Here is a 15,846-nt window from a genome sequence, read left to right as displayed (position 1 = left end):
ACAAATCGCACGAGGAAGCCACCATGCCTGAAGTCCACCGTCTTGCCACCGATCGTCCGGAACTGGACGAAGCCTGTCCGCACGGGGCTTGCGGGGAGGTTGGTGCGGGGCACGGCCATACACACGGTAGAGGTACGGACGGGGGGTGTGGGCATTCGCATGGGCATGGGCATGGGCATGCGCATGGGCATGAAGGGCACGATCATCATGACGGCCATGACCATGACCACGCTCACGATCATGCCGCCGACGCCTGCTGCGCCCCCACCGCGTTCGCGCCGACGCCGCTGCGCCTGCCGCCTTCCGAGGCCGTCGGCGATGATCTGCGCACGGCGATCCGCATCCTGCAGATGGACTGCCCGACCGAGGAAGCGCTGATCCGCAAGAAGCTCGGCCGCATGCCTGCGGTGCGCAGCATGGATTTCAATCTGATGCAGCGCGTGCTGACCGTCGTCCACGCCCCCGATGCACTCGAAACCGTTCTGGCCGCACTGCGATCGCTCGACTTCACGCCCGAGCTGGCGAGCGACGCTGGCGATGCCAATACCAGCAAGGCGGCCGCTGGCGCCGTGCACAAGCCCTGGTGGCCACTGATCCTCGCCGGCGTCGTCGCGGGGGCCTCCGAGGCGGCTAGCTGGCTCGGCGGCCCCACCTGGCTGGTGGCGGGTATAGCGATCGTCGCGATCGCCTCCTGTGGCCTGACGACCTATCGCAAGGGCTGGGTCGCGCTGCGCAACGGCAACCTGAACATCAATGCGCTGATGAGCATCGCGGTGACCGGCGCGGCGCTGCTCGGCCAATGGCCCGAAGCCGCGATGGTGATGGTGCTGTTCACGATCGCCGAGCTGATCGAGGCGCGCTCGCTCGACCGCGCGCGCAATGCGATCGAAGGGCTCATGCGGCTCACGCCCGCCGAGGCGAGCGTGCAACAGCCCGACGGCGCGTGGCAGCTCGTCCGCGTCGACACGATCTCGCCCGGCGCGCTGGTGCGCGTGAAACCGGGCGAGCGGATCGCGCTCGACGGCGAGATCGTCGCGGGCCGCTCGAGCGTCGATCAGGCGCCGATCACCGGCGAGAGCCTACCCGTCGACAAAGCGACCGGCGATGCCGTGTTCGCCGGCACGATCAACCAGGCGGGCTCGTTCGACTATCGCGTGACGGCCGCGGCTGGCAACACGACGCTCGCGCGCATCATCCATGCGGTCGAGGAGGCGCAAGGCACGAAGGCGCCGACGCAGCGCTTCGTCGATGAATTCGCGCGGGTCTATACGCCGATCGTGTTCGCGATCGCGCTCGCCGTCGCTCTGGTCCCGCCGCTGCTGTTCGGCGGAGCGTGGCACGCGTGGGTCTACAAGGCGCTGGTGCTGCTCGTGATCGCGTGTCCGTGCGCGCTCGTGATTTCGACGCCGGTGACGATCGTCAGCGGGCTCGCGGCCGCGGCGCGCAAGGGGATTCTGATCAAGGGCGGCGTCTACCTCGAACAGGGCCGCAAGCTGAGCCGGCTCGCGCTCGATAAAACCGGGACGATTACGCATGGCAAGCCGGTACAGACGGAGTTCGAGGTCGTGGGTGAAGAGACCGACGCTCTGCGATACCGCGCGCTCGCGGCAAGTCTCGCGGGCCGCTCCGATCATCCTGTATCGATGGCGATTGCCGCTGCGGCAGATGACGACGGCATCGAGCAGCTGCACGTCGATGCGTTCGAAGCGATCGCTGGACGCGGCGTGCGCGGTGATGTCGATGGCATCGCCTACTGGCTCGGCAATCATCGCTTGATCGAAGAACTGGGCCGCTGCTCGCCGCAACTCGAAGCGCGCCTTGATAAGCTCGAAGAGCAAGGCAAGACCGTCGTCATGCTCGCCGACGCGCAGCGTGTGCTCGCGCTGTTCGCGGTCGCCGACACGGTGAAGGACACGAGCCGCGCCGCCGTCGCCGAATTGCGGCGCCTCGGTGTGGGCACCGCGATGCTGACCGGCGACAACCGCCACACCGCCGCGGCGATCGCACATCAGGTTGGCGTCGACGAAGCACGCGGCGATCAATTGCCCGAGGACAAGCTCGATGCGGTCGCGCAATGGTCGGCCGATGGCGCGACGGTCGGCATGGTCGGCGACGGCATCAACGACGCACCCGCACTCGCACGCGCCGACATCGGCTTCGCGATGGGCGCGATGGGCACCGACACCGCAATCGAAACCGCGGACGTCGCGTTGATGGATGACGATCTGCGGAAGATTCCGGCGTTCATTCGGCTTTCCAAAGCGACGTATGCGGTGCTGGTGCAGAACATCGCGCTCGCGCTCGGCATCAAGAGCGTGTTTCTCGTGCTGACGTTGATGGGCTTCGGCACGATGTGGATGGCGGTGTTTGCTGATGTCGGCGCGAGTCTGCTGGTGGTGGGCAATGGCCTGAGGTTGTTGCGCAAATAGGTGTGAGGTTTGCGCTGTGCGCCCCTATGCTGAACCGTCGCTGACGGCAGGGTTGATCGGCGCGCTCGTCAGCAGCGCATCGCTGTCGTCTTTCAAACCCACACCGGTCAGTCCCAGCTTTTTCGCCTGCGTGAGCAGGTAGTGCAGCTTGTGCGCGGCCTGCGGATAGTCGAGGCCTTCTGGACGCACGTTCGAAATGCAGTTGCGCTGCGCGTCGCTGCAACCCACTTTTGGCGCATACGTGATGTAGATGCCGAGACTGTCCGGCGAACTCAAACCGGGCCGCTCGCCGATCAACATCACGACGATCTTCGCGTCGAGCAATTCGCCGATCTCGTCGCCAAGCGCGACGCGCGCCTGACGCGCGACCACGACTGGCCCGACGGTCCAATCCGCGAGCTTCGGCTGAATGGCCTGCAACAGCGGTACAGCCTGCTTCGATGCCGCGAACGCCGATAGACCATCGCCGATCACGAACACCAGGTCGCATGGTTGTGCCGGCAGTTGCGCAAGCGCCGCGCGACTCTCTTCTGACAGACGCCGCCCGAGGTCAGGGCGCCTCAAATAATGCTCGCGATCCGGCGCGGCGCTATGCACGTCGAGCGTGTTGAAACCTTGCGCGTGCAATTGCGCGTGAAGCGCGTCGGCATCGAGCGGATGATGCACGGCGTCGCGCGCCTGCGCGTGCGCGAGATTGAACGCGAGCAACGGTGCGGTCGGCACGCTGTTGCCCGCGCGGCCCAGTGCGATGCGCGCCTGCGTAAACCGGCGCAGCGCGTTCCACGGATCCTTGTCGAGTGCGTCGTTCTCGCTCATACGATCCCCATCCAGTCGCGCGCACCTTCGAGCAGCGGTTGCCGTGCCGATGCGCCGATCAATGCGCCGCGGGCGTCGATGATCTGCATCGACTCCAGCCAGGCCTCGAATTCAGGCGCGCGCCGTAAGCCGAGCACATCGCGCACGTACAGTGCGTCGTGAAACGACGTGCTCTGATAATTGAGCATCACGTCGTCGGCGCCAGGCACGCCCATGATGAAGTTGATGCCCGCGACGCCAAGCAGCGTCAGCAGATTGTCCATGTCGTCCTGATCCGCTTCGGCGTGGTTCGTGTAGCAGATGTCGCAACCCATCGGGACGCCGAGCAGCTTGCCGCAGAAGTGATCCTCGAGACCCGCGCGCGTGATCTGCTTGCCGTCGTACAGATACTCGGGACCGATGAAACCAACCACCGTGTTCACCAGAAACGGCTTGAACTTGCGCGCGACCGCATAGGCGCGCGCCTCGCAGGTCTGCTGATCGATGCCGAAATGCGCATCCGCCGACAACGCGCTGCCCTGCCCCGTTTCGAAGTACATCAGATTGCTGCCGACGGTGCCACGTTGCAGCGATAACCCCGCCTCGTACGCTTCCTGCAGCAGCGCGAGCGAAATGCCGAAGCTCGCGTTCGCTTTCTCCGTGCCGGCGATCGACTGGAACACCAGATCGACCGGTGCGCCTTTTTCGATCGCGGCGATCGTGCTCGTCACGTGTGTGAGCACGCACGACTGCGTCGGCACCTGATAGCGCTGGCGGAATTCGTCGATCATCAGCAGCAGCTTCGTGATCGCGGCGAGATTGTCGCTCGCCGGATTGATGCCGATCATCGCGTCGCCGCAGCCGTACATCAGGCCGTCGAGCATCGAGGCCGCGATGCCTTTAACGTCGTCGGTTGGGTGGTTGGGTTGCAGGCGTACGGACATGCGGCCCGGTAAACCGACCGTGTTGCGAAAGCGTGTAACGACCGGGCGTTTACGCGCGACGGTGATCAGGTCCTGGTTGCGCATCAGCTTTGAGACGGCGGCGACCATCTCTGGTGTGAGGCCATGGGTGATGCGAGAGAGAGCGTCGGTGTCGGTTGTGGTGCTGAGCAGCCAGTTGCGGAAGTCGCCTACCGTCAGATGGGAGATTTCGGCGAAGGCCTGGGGGGAGTGGTCGTCGATGATCAGGCGCGTGACTTCATCGGCTTCGTAGGGGATCAGCGGTTCGTTCAGGAATGTGCGCAGCGGTACCTGTGCCAGCGCCATTTTGGCGGCGACCCGCTCTTCTTCGCTCGCTGCCGCGATGCCCGCGAGCTGGTCGCCGGAGCGTTGCGGGCTCGCTTTCGCGAGCAGAGTCTTCAGGTCGGCGATGCGGTACGTGCGACCGCCGATCGATTCGGTGTAGCTCATGTTTGCGGCTCCATCGCTTCGCGCGAACGCGGGGAGGAATGGGAACGGCGACTTACTGCACGCTGCATGCTACGGGTGGTGCGCCTCACACGATAGCGCCAAACGGAGGCAGCGTCACGTTGGGGGGTTCGGGCTGATTTCCGGCCGCGATGGTGCGGCGCGGTTAGTGGGCGCTTAATCCGCTTTGGTCGGCCACCTCGAGTTCCGCAGGATTTGGTAAACGGCCACCCGACGCCGACGTGATACTTTGCTCGCATACTCTCGCGCCAATTTTCAACGGTCCAGTCATGAACGAATCAGACCATCGGGCTCGGTACGAAACGCGACTCGCACGCGTGCTCGACCATATCTACGATCACCTCGACGAACCGCTCGATATCGGACGGCTCGCGGACATTGCATGTCTGTCGCCGTATCACTGGCACCGGATTTATCAGGCGATGTACGGCGAGACGGTCGCGACGACCGTGCGGCGTTTACGGTTGCATCGCGCGGCCGGCTTTCTCGCGAATAGTTCGATGCCGATTGCTCAGATTGCCGAGCGCTCGGGCTATAGCAGTTTGCAGTCTTTTTCGCGGACGTTTCGCGCGGTGTTTGGTGTGCCGCCGGCGCAGTATCGACGACAAGGCACGCATTGCCGGTTCCGGCCGGCGCTTTCAGGAGATGGGCAGATGGCTTCGGTGCGTGAAGTGGAGATTCGTTATGTGGAGCCGATGGAGATTTTGTCGGTCGATCATGTCGGGCCTTATATGCAGGTTGGCAAGGCTTTTGACGCTTTGTTCGGATGGCTCGCGAAACATAATCTGCTCGAGGCGCAGATGCGGATGATCGGGGTTTACTTCGATGATGCGGGAGTGGTCGAGGAGCAGGCGTTGCGGTCGAAGGCGGGGGTGTTGTTGCCGGGGCCTCTCATGGCTGAAGTGGCTTCGGCTGTTGCGATGGATGGGGCGGTTTCGGTCACGCGTATACGTGGTGGGGAATATGCGGTGTTGCGGCATGTGGGGCCTTATAGCGATATGCGGGCGGCTTATGAGTGGTTGTATGGGAGCTGGCTAGTGCAGTCTGGGAGAGAGGCGGCGGATGCGCCGGTGTTTGAGGAGTATTTGAATAGTCCGAAGGAGACTGCGCCTGCGGAGCTGGTTACGGAGATTTGTTTGCCGTTGGAGTGAGGTGGGGTGGTTGGGTTGAGGCTCGCTTCATACTGCTTGCTATCGCTTGCTGCGGTCTTGCTGCTGTTGTGTGCGTATACGCTGCTCGGGATTCTGCGTGCTTCTCTGGTTTTTTATAGTCTTTGTATACGTATACGTAGTAATAGTTAACAAGTGATGCGTTCGGCTGTGGATAACTTGGAAGTTCGTTTACGGATCAATGTGCTGCGGGATCGATAACCCTTGGGAGCGGCGGCGGATAGGTTAACGGAGCCAGGGACAATTTTTTGTCGCACGGTATACGCCGCGCTCTTATTAAGATTTCGCCCACAACGTATTCGGCTGCTTTTACAAAAATTATCCAGAGGGGAATGTGGATAAGTTGCCCCACTCGACTGGCTCTGAGGGGGGCGTGGGGGCACAGCAGACCGGCGTCGTTGTGTCGACGTTTCTCGATAAATCCAAGCTACCAATAGAAAAGACCCATAAGCTTCTCAACTTATGGGTCTTTTTTTAAGGCTACGAGGCTATCTACACACACCTGTAGCAAGACCCATATGGTGAGATTTATGGCCACGCCAGATACGACTCTGCAGGGCGTGGGCGGCATCGAGTGAGATTTTGGGAGGCATCGCGTGAGATTCACTTCCTCACGGCCGCACCTGCCTCACCACCCTGAGTTTTCTTCACGAAGTTCTCCCATCACCATACTCCATCAATGTGAACAAGGGCGTCAGCGCCAAGGACTGCCACCGAGGTATCACTTTTTCGCATAGCAATGCGCTGAACTACCGCGCGTCGCAGTTATGGTTGTGCTTCGAGGTAGGCTTTTGCCTTCTCAGTATGGGTAGCCAGCACCCAACGAGGAGGGCTTCGCTGGATGGAAATCTTCCCGTTAAAGTCACCGAAAATGCCCCGAGCCTCTTGAGATAGCACCTTAATAGGCTGGCCGGCGATATTTGTCGACATTGCGCTGATACAGACAGCTTTCTTCAAGAGCCGGCTCCCCGGTCCTCCCTGTACCAATACCAGACGGTCCTTCTGCTTCTTGAACAGTTCATCATGCATGACGTGAAAGTTGCCACCGCAACGTCGACGCATCTCGTTTTCAGGTAAGTCGATGGCAAGCCCTGCCCACTCCACGACGAAGTAACCCACGATATAGAGCGCTGGTGCGCGCTCATGGTCCCAGCCCGATAGGCCGGCATAGAACACCAACAAGTCCCCCTTCTGGAGTCGACGTAGTCCGGCTTTGGGTGGAGTCGGGTCTCCGTACGTGAAGGACTCGAACTCCGGGTCGACATGCATCGCCAGGTTTTCGACCGTATTCCACCGGCTTGTCGGAAAGTAGGCTGAATAGGGCAAGCCCTTGATTCCCAGTGTGTTTCCATAGGTTCGCAATCCGACGCCGGAACCATCAGGGATGGGGATGAGTTCGAAGGAGTCGTCGTCGAATAGGGGGCCTTGGATGCCGCCTGAGCCAGAATCTACGCCAACACGCAGCAAAACGACATTCATTTCTGCACCGCCTCCAGGTCGTCGAGGATAGAGGTCAGAGTCCACTTTCGATACGGTCGTGTTGGCCCTGGACGGCGCCGGCGCACCAACGGTCGGGTCCACACGAAGCTGAAGTTCCGGTCACCCACCAGCATTACGCTCTGCCCGCCGCCGACGCCAACGTAGTTGACGTCGTCCTCCCATCCAGCGTCCTCGTCCGTACTCCGATGGGAATGGCCCACCATGGGCGATAAATATGCTGTGGGCAAATATCTGTCGTTCCCGACGACCATGTCAGAAGCTGGAATCATCAGGTCTCCAAGCGGATGTCGGGTCGAATCTTTGGCATCAACAATCTCGGACCTGCCTGACTGGCGGAACACCTGGACCAATTCTGCCTGCGACGCGTAGGCTTCGCCTACCCGCATGAAATAGACGAGTGACTGCTGTTTCCCGAATGCTTGGTCCCAACTGGTCAGCCCAGCCACCCAGACACCCCGCTCCCATTGCTCTGGGGTCAGCGTCGCACGCATACCGTGCTTGCAGGTGCAGAGCGTGATAAGCCCACCTTGGAAATTAGGTGCGCTGCCCGTCTGCACGTACTCGCCGTTGGCGGGTCTAACAGAGCGCACAACATAGGCATAAACATCCTCATCCGATGCGCCGACTTGTGCGATTCGCCTGCGCAACTCTTCGATGGACAGGTCCGTGGCAACAGACGCGACGCTATCCATCACCGGCCCGTTTAACCGGCTTGGCCCGCAAGTAGACTTTATCGGTGAGGTCGATAATCCGGGGGTGCTGCGAAGCGTGTAACAGGCGCTTTTTGCCATAAAAAACCTTGGGTACCAAGCAGTCGGTTATGGTCTCAATTGTCCCAAATCAAGTTTGTCTGATATTCGATTTCATCCATCGATTCGGATGTTTTCGTGTTGGCGGATTGGCAACGCGAGCCGCGCCGTCCGAATATCGAAACTGCCATGACCAGCGGGTGGACTACTTCGGGACAAATACACTCAAGTAAACCTTGATGATTTGTGCACATGTCGACGCGTACGCGAAGCCGGCGACTTGGGCGCTCAGTTCGAAATGAGCAAAAGTGACGAAAGTGTCGGCCACGTATTTCCGTTGAAGTACCAGGCGCTTCAGCGAACGCTTTGGCAAATCAAAGACGAGCTCGCTCATCCTGAGGCTACGCCACGTTTTCACGCCTGCGACTGGTGCGGTGAAAAGCAGCAGAGCAAACATGATGTTAGCCATAAGCGGGTCAGCGCGATGACGGAAGGGTGCCACTTCGGTCGCGTAGGTCTGAGCTACGCTACTAAGGAGTGCGATGCCGAAGTAGAGCAATCCGAGGACGGCTGCGCCGGTTCCACCAAGCAAAACAATTACCCCAAGGAGACGCTTCCGGACGTTCTTGCTGTATCTCCGAAAAGACCGTTGACTCCGGATAATAAAGAGCGGTGTGAATCCTGCGAAGGCCGCAATAACACAATCAATGGCCGTGATGTCCGTTTTCACCACGAACCAAGCTGCAACTATGGCCAAGGACCTAGTGAACAGTTCCCAGCCGAACTTTCGGTCCTCGCTCATGAGGCTCCAGTAGTCTTCAGTGATACCCCGTTTCACGATTGCTGTCATTGGTCTTCGTCCTTTGAACCGCTCTAGTGTAGGAATTCCGGATATAAGGGGAGGCTTGGGATTTTCTTCAGGCCGCTTTGAGTTGAGGACACGCTAACCCGTACGGCCGATTTACGGCAAGGGCTTTATCGGCCCTTGTGCTCGGGGCCATCGTCAACCATCGGTTGCCTGTCCCGAGCGACGAATCCCGTTCGGAGCAAGGGGTTGCTTTTCGCCCTCCTCGACGTAAGCCCGACGCTCGAGAGCTTGCATTAACGTCTCCATCGAAGTGGCCCAATCAAGGCGCTCTTGTTCAAGACGGACGCGCTGCCCCCAGGTACCAGCACGCAGGTTGTCGTAGACGCGTCGCTCTTGGGTCGTCAGTTCCTCAAATGGGACATTTGCACACAGCGCAGACTCATCTACCCAGAGCGGGCGGTGCGAAACCAGTGTCGCTTCGTCCATAAGTACCGACCGAAGCGAAGGCATGACCCTGCGGGCGCGGTCTAGGATTGCAAAACCGTGAGTGTCGATGTCACCCCAGTAGACAATCTCCGGCCCTCTCAACCATCGCACGACATGCAACGCACTCACCGCATTACCAAGGCGCATTATTGCCACGGTACCCGGAACGTCCGGGAGTGCTAAGCCCGTTTCAAGATTCTCGACGATAACCACTGCCTTGGGCTCAATCGGCAGCGTCGCAAGTTCACCTATAGGTGCCTCTATGTCACAGAGGCCGCCGACTCGTTCGCGCAAGGCTGGGCATAGAAGTCGGATTCGGACCCTGTGCGCAAGCTTCCTCAGCCCGCACAAGGCATGGAAGTCGCTGTCGTCGACAGTGACTTCGCGCAACGACCGGAGGAGCCCCGCCACCAGGCTTGTTCGCTTCTCCAACCACTTCGTGTCGAGCCCTTCAACAGGAAGTTGTCGGAGGTAGAGTCCGGAATCGGGATTCGCTTCTAGCCATGTCAAGAGCGTTACCAACCGCTCGAAGTCTTCTGGAAGATAGTCGGCTAGCACATCGAACCTCGATGCCAAGACCTTGCTTCGTGCAAGCAGCGGCCAGCGACTCAGCATCTGCTGGTAGCGCTGCGTTGCCGTTTCCCAGCGTCTGGTCTGACCGACGGCAGCCGCAACGGCTGTAGCATTCGCGAAGTTCAGGCTGACAGGAAGTCGATGCCTGCCAAACCGAGCGAATTGGCGCTCTTCAAAGATAACTTCACCCGGACCGCTTCTCGATTGCCAAGCGAACGCCCATGTACGGACCGCCGAAGCATCCTCGGCAATGTCCTTGTCGGTGGGGGCACCCAGCGCGACGACCAGCGGCCAAGCCCCCTCCCCAGCAACCCAGTTCTGGTGCTGGTTGTTGAAGCGACGAACGAGGAAGTCGCGCGCCGACTCAGGAGACAGTAGTTTCTTCGGCATTGCGCACGTCCTGAGTCAACTTCAAGCGATGGGACTCGCTGTCGTACTCGATGGGTATGACGGCAGACTTCTTGCGGTCCTTAATATGCACGAAGCACGCTCCCCCGATGAAAGGCTCCAGCGTCATCACGGATTTCAGAGGGGTGGCCACAATCATCTGAAACCCGAACGCCTTGAAGATGTTCATCGCCATCGCAGTGAATTCCGCATCGGCTTTATCGAATGCTTCGTCGAGCACCACGGTGGAGTAGCTCGGAAGCGCGCGGTCCTGGCCGCCAAGCTGATAGCGCAGTGCCGCCGCGAGGCAGGTGGCAGCCAGCTTCTGACGCTGTCCGCCCGACTTACCTGCGCCACTGCGGTAGACCTCCACCTCGACGTCATCCCCGTCAAGCTCGCGCGCAACAAACTCCACATGCTGCCTGACGTCGAGCACCAGATTTCGCCAGTTCTTGTCCACTGTTTCTTGGCTGGCGAGGCGCTTAACCAATGCAGCCAACGTCTTGAAGCGGTCTTCCGCCAAGTCGCGGTCGTTCGAGAACGAGTGGCTGAGCGACTCCTTCAAGCTCGCGCGGAAGAGCCGCACATCCTCGAGCGACTTGTCGGTCGTTTCGATGACGAGATGCGTTCCCGGGTTGAACGGCGCTGTCTCCAGGCTCTCGTTGACCAGTTCCATGCGCGAGCGAATAGCCGAACGCTCCTCGTCGAGCTTGGTAGCCAGGAGAGTGAGATTCTGGTCACTCTGCTCGCGTAGCAACCCAAAGAATCGGTCTTCAAATGCCGGAAGGTTGTCATCTTCCAGACGCTTCAGCTTTGCCAGATAGTCGTCGGCGCTGGCTAGCGTAGCGTCCAGACCACCGGCAACCGAAGGCCACAAGCGATTGAACTCTACGAAGCGCTGAACGATAGCATTACGCAACTCGCCCAAGTGACTCTCAATCGCACGCAATTCGTTACTGAGGCTCCGGTCCACCTGCCCGTTCACCTGGTCAAGATTCTCGAGAGTAACCTCCTTGCCGGTGGCCACATACCGAGCTGCGATTTGGGCGGCGAACGCCGGTGGCCGGTCAGAGGTGGGCCATAGACGAGCCAGCTCGGCCAGCTTGACATTTAGCTTCTCGATGTCAGACTTGATGGAGCGACCTTTGGCATCCTCTTCATTCTTCTTGCCGATAGCCGTGGAGTGAACGCCCTCCTGCGTTTTTATGCGGTCATCCAGAATGGCAAGGTCTGGCCTAGCGTCCCGCTCCGCGTTGAGGCGTGTCGTCAAGTCGTCAATGCGGGCCAGAAGTGCGCCGACGTCGACGTCGTTCCAGGTCAAGTTCGACAGGTTCTGGCATTGCAAGAGCTGTTGCTGTTGGAGGACTTCTTCATCCCCAATCTTGTCCAGAGCCACCCGCAGTTCAGTGATTCGTCCACCAAGCTCCGCTGCCTTGTTCTTGTACAGAGTGAGCTTGTCCTTATTGTCAAAGCCCAGTACCCACTGGCTGCGGTCGTTGACCGAGTGGCGGTCGTTCTTTTCGTGCCGCACCGTGTTGTGCTTGACCAAGCCTTCACGGGTGACGGCACGAGGGGCATTGCGGAACGCCAGCAGCGTGTCGGTGCACTCAAGGTCGTATGAGTGTTTTAGCTCTTCCCGCACCCATTCACCAAAGCTTCCCTGCGCGAAGTTGAGCTTTCGCACCAGTGAATTGGGACCAGGCATGCGTCCGGATGTCTGCTGGACAATCCGAAAGTACACGAGTCGCTCGCCAATGTTGCGCTCGTTCAGGTAAGCCGAGACCGCCGGGTAGAGCTTCTCATCCACGAGGATGGAGCGCGCGAAACCGCCGAGGACGCGCTCAATGGCGCCCCGCCATTCTGTCGAATCAGAGCGCACTTCCACCAGTTCGCCCGCGAAAGGTAGCTTCGCCTCGGGTATCGAAAGGTCGCGGGCCATGCGCTCACGCAGGTCGACGAGCCGTGCCGGAAGGTTGGACCTTTGACGCTCCAGGGCTTTGACCTCAGCCACCACGGTGGTGAACTCTTCGCTGGCCTGGCGATGGTCTGCCTTGAGCTGGTCCTTACGGTCCTCTACTTCCTTTGTCAGGTCGTGAGCCCTGAGGACACGCTGCTTGGCTGATTCGACTCGCTGGACGAACCAGACAACGCTGTCAGGCATCGCCCATCCCATGACTTTGCACGCGGTCGCCGCCTGGTCACGCCTGTTCATCCGAACGAGTTTATCTGCCTCCGTCGCCTTGATATTTTCTTCGAGACGGACCAAGACATCAGCGCCGATTTTGAGCTTCTGACGTTGAAGGTCTGTCAGCTTAACGGACTCGTCATCGGCAATCTGCGAGAGACGTTGGAATTCCTGCCGCGATGCCTCCCTGTCGACCTCCAGTTCTGCAATCCGCTCGTCCACGAGGACCTTGCGACGGTGCTCTCGATACTGGTCAATGGCAGTCTGGATTGCCTGCAGCCCGATACGGTCGTTGTTGCCGCGTTCAAGCTCCATGTGCGCGTCCCGCGCCGGCTTGAGCATCTGGATTTGGTCGCGGGCAGCCACTACCTCCTGGTGTGCCTCGTTCAGCTCCCCGAACTCGTTGATTAGGCTGGTGGCGATGCCGAACGTCTCAGGCTCATCCAGCATGAAGTCCCGCAGGAACACGTTGAGGTCACCGAGATTCTTCGCCGACTGCGTCTTATGCAGAAGGCGGAGGGCGCGCTCGTTGTCGATGTCCAGCAAACGACGAAAGCGCTCTTGATATGCGCTGAATTCGGTGTACACCTTCGCATCGAGCAAGTCGTGTTTGAAGCGGCGGGTGTCGAACTCGTTCTTGACGAAGAACTCCAGCTCCTGAATCTCGAACTCTCGCTCGAGGGTGAGATACAACCGCTTGGCGTCGCTTGACGCCGTGGTGTTGCCCTTGACCCATAGGACCTGAGCGAGCACGACCACCCGACCTTGTTCATCGCGATAGGTCTCTGCGATGGCAGACCAGGTCGTGCCGCCGCGAAGGTATTGTGAAACGTACTCGCCACCGTCTCCCGTTTGCTGGGCCCAAGCACCCCTAATATAGGTCATGGCGCTGCGGTCGCGTCCATGCCGGTCTGCTTCACGCGCTGCAACGTTGAAGTCTAACCACTTCGGTGGCGTCAGCAGCGCCGCGTGAGCGTCCAGAACCGTCGACTTCCCCGAACCAGACGGCCCCACGAAGAGGTAGCCCTCTTTGGGGATGGGGAAGTCGAAGACGTTTGAGAAGGTTCCCCAGTTGAACGTCTGTATACGCGCAAGGCGGAACTGGTCATCGCTGCCGTCCAACAACACGTGCTGGTCGATATTCATAGCGAGTCCTCCTCGTTTTCGGCACTGCTGGACGACGCATCGTCTTCAGTGGCGTTGCCTTCGCCAGTGTTTATGGCGTATTGCGAGGACGCCAAAGCGGCATAAGTTCGTGTCAGGTCTTGAATTTCTTCGGCTGAGAAGAGGAGTTTTAGCGTCGGTGAGACTTCATATCTCTCACCAGAGCCGCGAACGAATTGCAGCAGGCTGAGCTTCTTGGCCTTGTCGACGGCGTTGACGATTTGCTTCTCAAATTTTGCGTGGTCGGGGTTGTTCCCCCGTTCGAACACCGACAGGTGTTCTTGCATATCATTGTGCGACACGACAGCCCGTTCCCCCTGCGCGTCGGCCTGAGTTAATCGCTGTCGCAAGAAGAGCAGCAACGCTGTATCCAGGAAGGTGAGCGATGCCTTGCGAAGAAGAACGGGGACATCGATGTCCTCGGAGACAACTTGCCGCGTGAACGCGACTCGCTGCTCGTGGTCAATGACGACCTCAAGAAAGAGCTCATGCATGCGGGAGCGGACGACGGCTTCATCGCGAAGCAGCACCGGCCAGAGCTTTGACTGACGCCGGGCGTCCACGGAAGGGCCCAGAAGCAGTTGCACCAGCACCCGCCTAGTATCAATTGGAAGCGAACCGGTATCACCTCGGAACGTCGCAGTATCAGCGACTGGCGTATCGGGCCCGGGCTCGTCGGCGAAGCTCGCGTCGGTGGGGTCAGTCAACGAGTTCAAGATAGCGCTCCCTCATGAAATAGATGGTCGGAATTTTGGCGCGGCGCTGGGTCGTGTCGTCGCCTTCCCATGAGACGAGCTCGATGCCGTCCGTGACCTCGCCGTGCTTGGCACCCAACGCCACATAGCCAACGACGCTGCCAAGACCTTGTTCCGCTGGAAACTCAATCAATGTCTGGCCAATGGTGACCTGCGACTGGCGCTCGAGAATGGTCCGCAAGTGGGCTTTGAGCGTTCGAAAGTCGATTTCCGACTGTCGCACGAGCTCGCTCACGGTTTCTAGGTCCAGCTCAGAGGGTTCCGCAACTCGCATTGACCAATCGGTCACTCGTTGCGTGGGGTCATAGAGCGCCCACTGTGATACTGACCGGATGCGACCGCTGGACTGCATCAGCTCGAAACCGACCTGCTCATTAGGGCGAACTGCATTCTTGGCGGTGAGCGCTGCCTGCGTTGCTTCTTTCAGTAGGGAGTGAAGGCGCCGGTGCTCAAGAAACTCGCGGCTCTGCACGAAGCTCTTGAGGCTCCGTGCAAAATGCTGCAACACGTCGTGTACCCCTCGTCCTTCGTTCAACAGTGCGCCCGTCAGCCCATGCAGGAATTTGCGTTCGTGCGATTCCAACTGACGCGCAAAGGGCCGACTCGTCACTTCGTCTAACGACTCGCGAAGAGTTGCGGCTTGCTCGCTGTCTGTCAGCAAACGCCAAAATGCGTTGAAAGTGCGACCAGCATCACTTTCGCCGATAAGGTCAACGCCCGCAAAAAGCTGTTCAAGCACGTCGCCACGGCTACCCTCGTTCTCCATCAGGCTCTGCCGCAGCCCCCGATTCAATCGCTCGAACTCGTCGCGGACGCTTCGGAAGTCCGCCGCAAGGTCTTGAGCCAGAGCGATGACTTCGCGCGCGTTCTCGATGGCGCGGTCTGATGGCAGAACTCTCGCGCCGCCACGCTCGACATCGGCGATGGCTGTGTCGATACGCTCGCGCTCAGCGCGCAGCGCTGCCAAGCGTGCTTCGGGGTTGGTATTGGTTGCTTCAGCCAGTCGCGACAGTTGGTGAATTACCACTGAAAGTCGACTTTCTGTGGCGGTCGTTCTAGGCGTCAATAGTCCCGTGACAAAGCGCACCGAAGTAAGCGCTTCGGCCGACAATTCGTACTCTTCTTCGGGAGCCCCGATGGGAAACCGACGCGTCAACCAGCCTTGATTGAGCCATTCAGAGACGTACGCTTGGGGTGACTGGGGGAGCTCTTCGCCGGTTGAGCGAAGCGAATCGATGTCACGAGCGAGGCGCTCATGAAGCACCGAGCTTGATAACGCTTTGTCAGTGCCCGTGAAAAGCGACTGAAGCAACGCAATTACCACGGGTGCCTTCGTTGCCGCCAGCAGGCGCCAAAGGGGTTGCTCGCGCAGATTGCGCAGAGCCGCTGCGCCCCGAAGCGCCTTCACGCCAATCT

General features: G+C 59.8%; 11 protein-coding genes. 2 read left to right on the top strand and 9 right to left on the bottom strand.

Annotated features, from left to right (window positions below; translation table 11 throughout):
* Nucleotides 1-23: 23 nt before the first annotated feature.
* On the top strand, nt 24-2,429 hold the full coding sequence (locus CI15_RS06510) for a heavy metal translocating P-type ATPase (protein WP_075643665.1): 2,406 nt from the start codon (nt 24-26) through the stop codon (nt 2,427-2,429).
* A 24-nt stretch (nt 2,430-2,453) separates the two neighbouring features.
* Here the strand turns inward: CI15_RS06510 and eutC are convergent, their stop codons facing one another.
* Entirely contained in the window at nt 2,454-3,245 is a 792-nt protein-coding gene (eutC, locus tag CI15_RS06505) for an ethanolamine ammonia-lyase subunit EutC (RefSeq protein WP_062125376.1), read from the bottom strand.
* On the bottom strand, nt 3,242-4,636 hold the full coding sequence (locus CI15_RS06500) for an ethanolamine ammonia-lyase subunit EutB (protein ID WP_062125375.1): 1,395 nt from the start codon (nt 4,634-4,636) through the stop codon (nt 3,242-3,244). Before CI15_RS06500 ends, eutC begins: the two co-directional genes overlap by 4 nt.
* A 287-nt stretch (nt 4,637-4,923) precedes the next feature.
* Here CI15_RS06500 and CI15_RS06495 point away from each other — a divergent pair, with 287 nt between their 5' ends.
* Nucleotides 4,924-5,805 carry an AraC family transcriptional regulator gene (locus tag CI15_RS06495; protein WP_062125374.1) on the top strand — a complete coding sequence of 294 codons (882 nt, stop codon included), beginning with the start codon at nt 4,924-4,926 and terminating at the stop codon, nt 5,803-5,805.
* Between the two features lie 783 nt (nt 5,806-6,588).
* Here CI15_RS06495 and CI15_RS06490 read toward each other — a convergent pair.
* From CI15_RS06490 to CI15_RS06460, 7 genes are all read right to left on the bottom strand, one after another.
* Nucleotides 6,589-7,302, bottom strand: coding sequence for an Nmad3 family putative nucleotide modification protein (locus CI15_RS06490; RefSeq protein WP_062125373.1), 714 nt, complete (start codon nt 7,300-7,302; stop codon nt 6,589-6,591).
* A complete protein-coding gene (locus tag CI15_RS06485) occupies nt 7,299-8,015 on the bottom strand; it encodes an Nmad2 family putative nucleotide modification protein (RefSeq protein WP_062125372.1) in 717 nt (238 codons plus the stop codon). Before CI15_RS06485 ends, CI15_RS06490 begins: the two co-directional genes overlap by 4 nt.
* Nucleotides 8,016-8,277: 262 nt before the next feature.
* On the bottom strand, nt 8,278-8,922 hold the full coding sequence (locus tag CI15_RS06480; RefSeq protein ID WP_062125371.1) for a hypothetical protein: 645 nt from the start codon (nt 8,920-8,922) through the stop codon (nt 8,278-8,280).
* A gap of 153 nt (nt 8,923-9,075) precedes the next feature.
* Nucleotides 9,076-10,329, bottom strand: a complete 1,254-nt coding sequence (locus tag CI15_RS06475; RefSeq protein WP_082814180.1) for a Wadjet anti-phage system protein JetD domain-containing protein — start codon at nt 10,327-10,329, stop codon at nt 9,076-9,078.
* Nucleotides 10,304-13,657 carry an ATP-binding protein gene (locus CI15_RS06470; RefSeq protein ID WP_062125370.1) on the bottom strand — a complete coding sequence of 1,118 codons (3,354 nt, stop codon included), beginning with the start codon at nt 13,655-13,657 and terminating at the stop codon, nt 10,304-10,306. Before CI15_RS06470 ends, CI15_RS06475 begins: the two co-directional genes overlap by 26 nt.
* Nucleotides 13,654-14,391 (bottom strand): DUF4194 domain-containing protein, encoded by a 738-nt coding sequence (locus CI15_RS06465; protein ID WP_082814179.1) that lies wholly within the window; start codon nt 14,389-14,391, stop codon nt 13,654-13,656. Before CI15_RS06465 ends, CI15_RS06470 begins: the two co-directional genes overlap by 4 nt.
* Nucleotides 14,375-15,838: a DUF3375 domain-containing protein gene (locus tag CI15_RS06460; protein ID WP_062125367.1), complete on the bottom strand. Its 1,464-nt coding sequence runs from the start codon at nt 15,836-15,838 to the stop codon at nt 14,375-14,377. The genes CI15_RS06465 and CI15_RS06460 overlap by 17 nt, the downstream gene beginning before the upstream one ends.
* Nucleotides 15,839-15,846: the final 8 nt, after the last annotated feature.

The organism is Paraburkholderia monticola (assembly GCF_001580545.1).
GTDB classification, from domain to species: Bacteria; Pseudomonadota; Gammaproteobacteria; order Burkholderiales; family Burkholderiaceae; genus Paraburkholderia; species Paraburkholderia monticola.
This window is presented reverse-complemented; position numbering and strand designations above follow the sequence as displayed.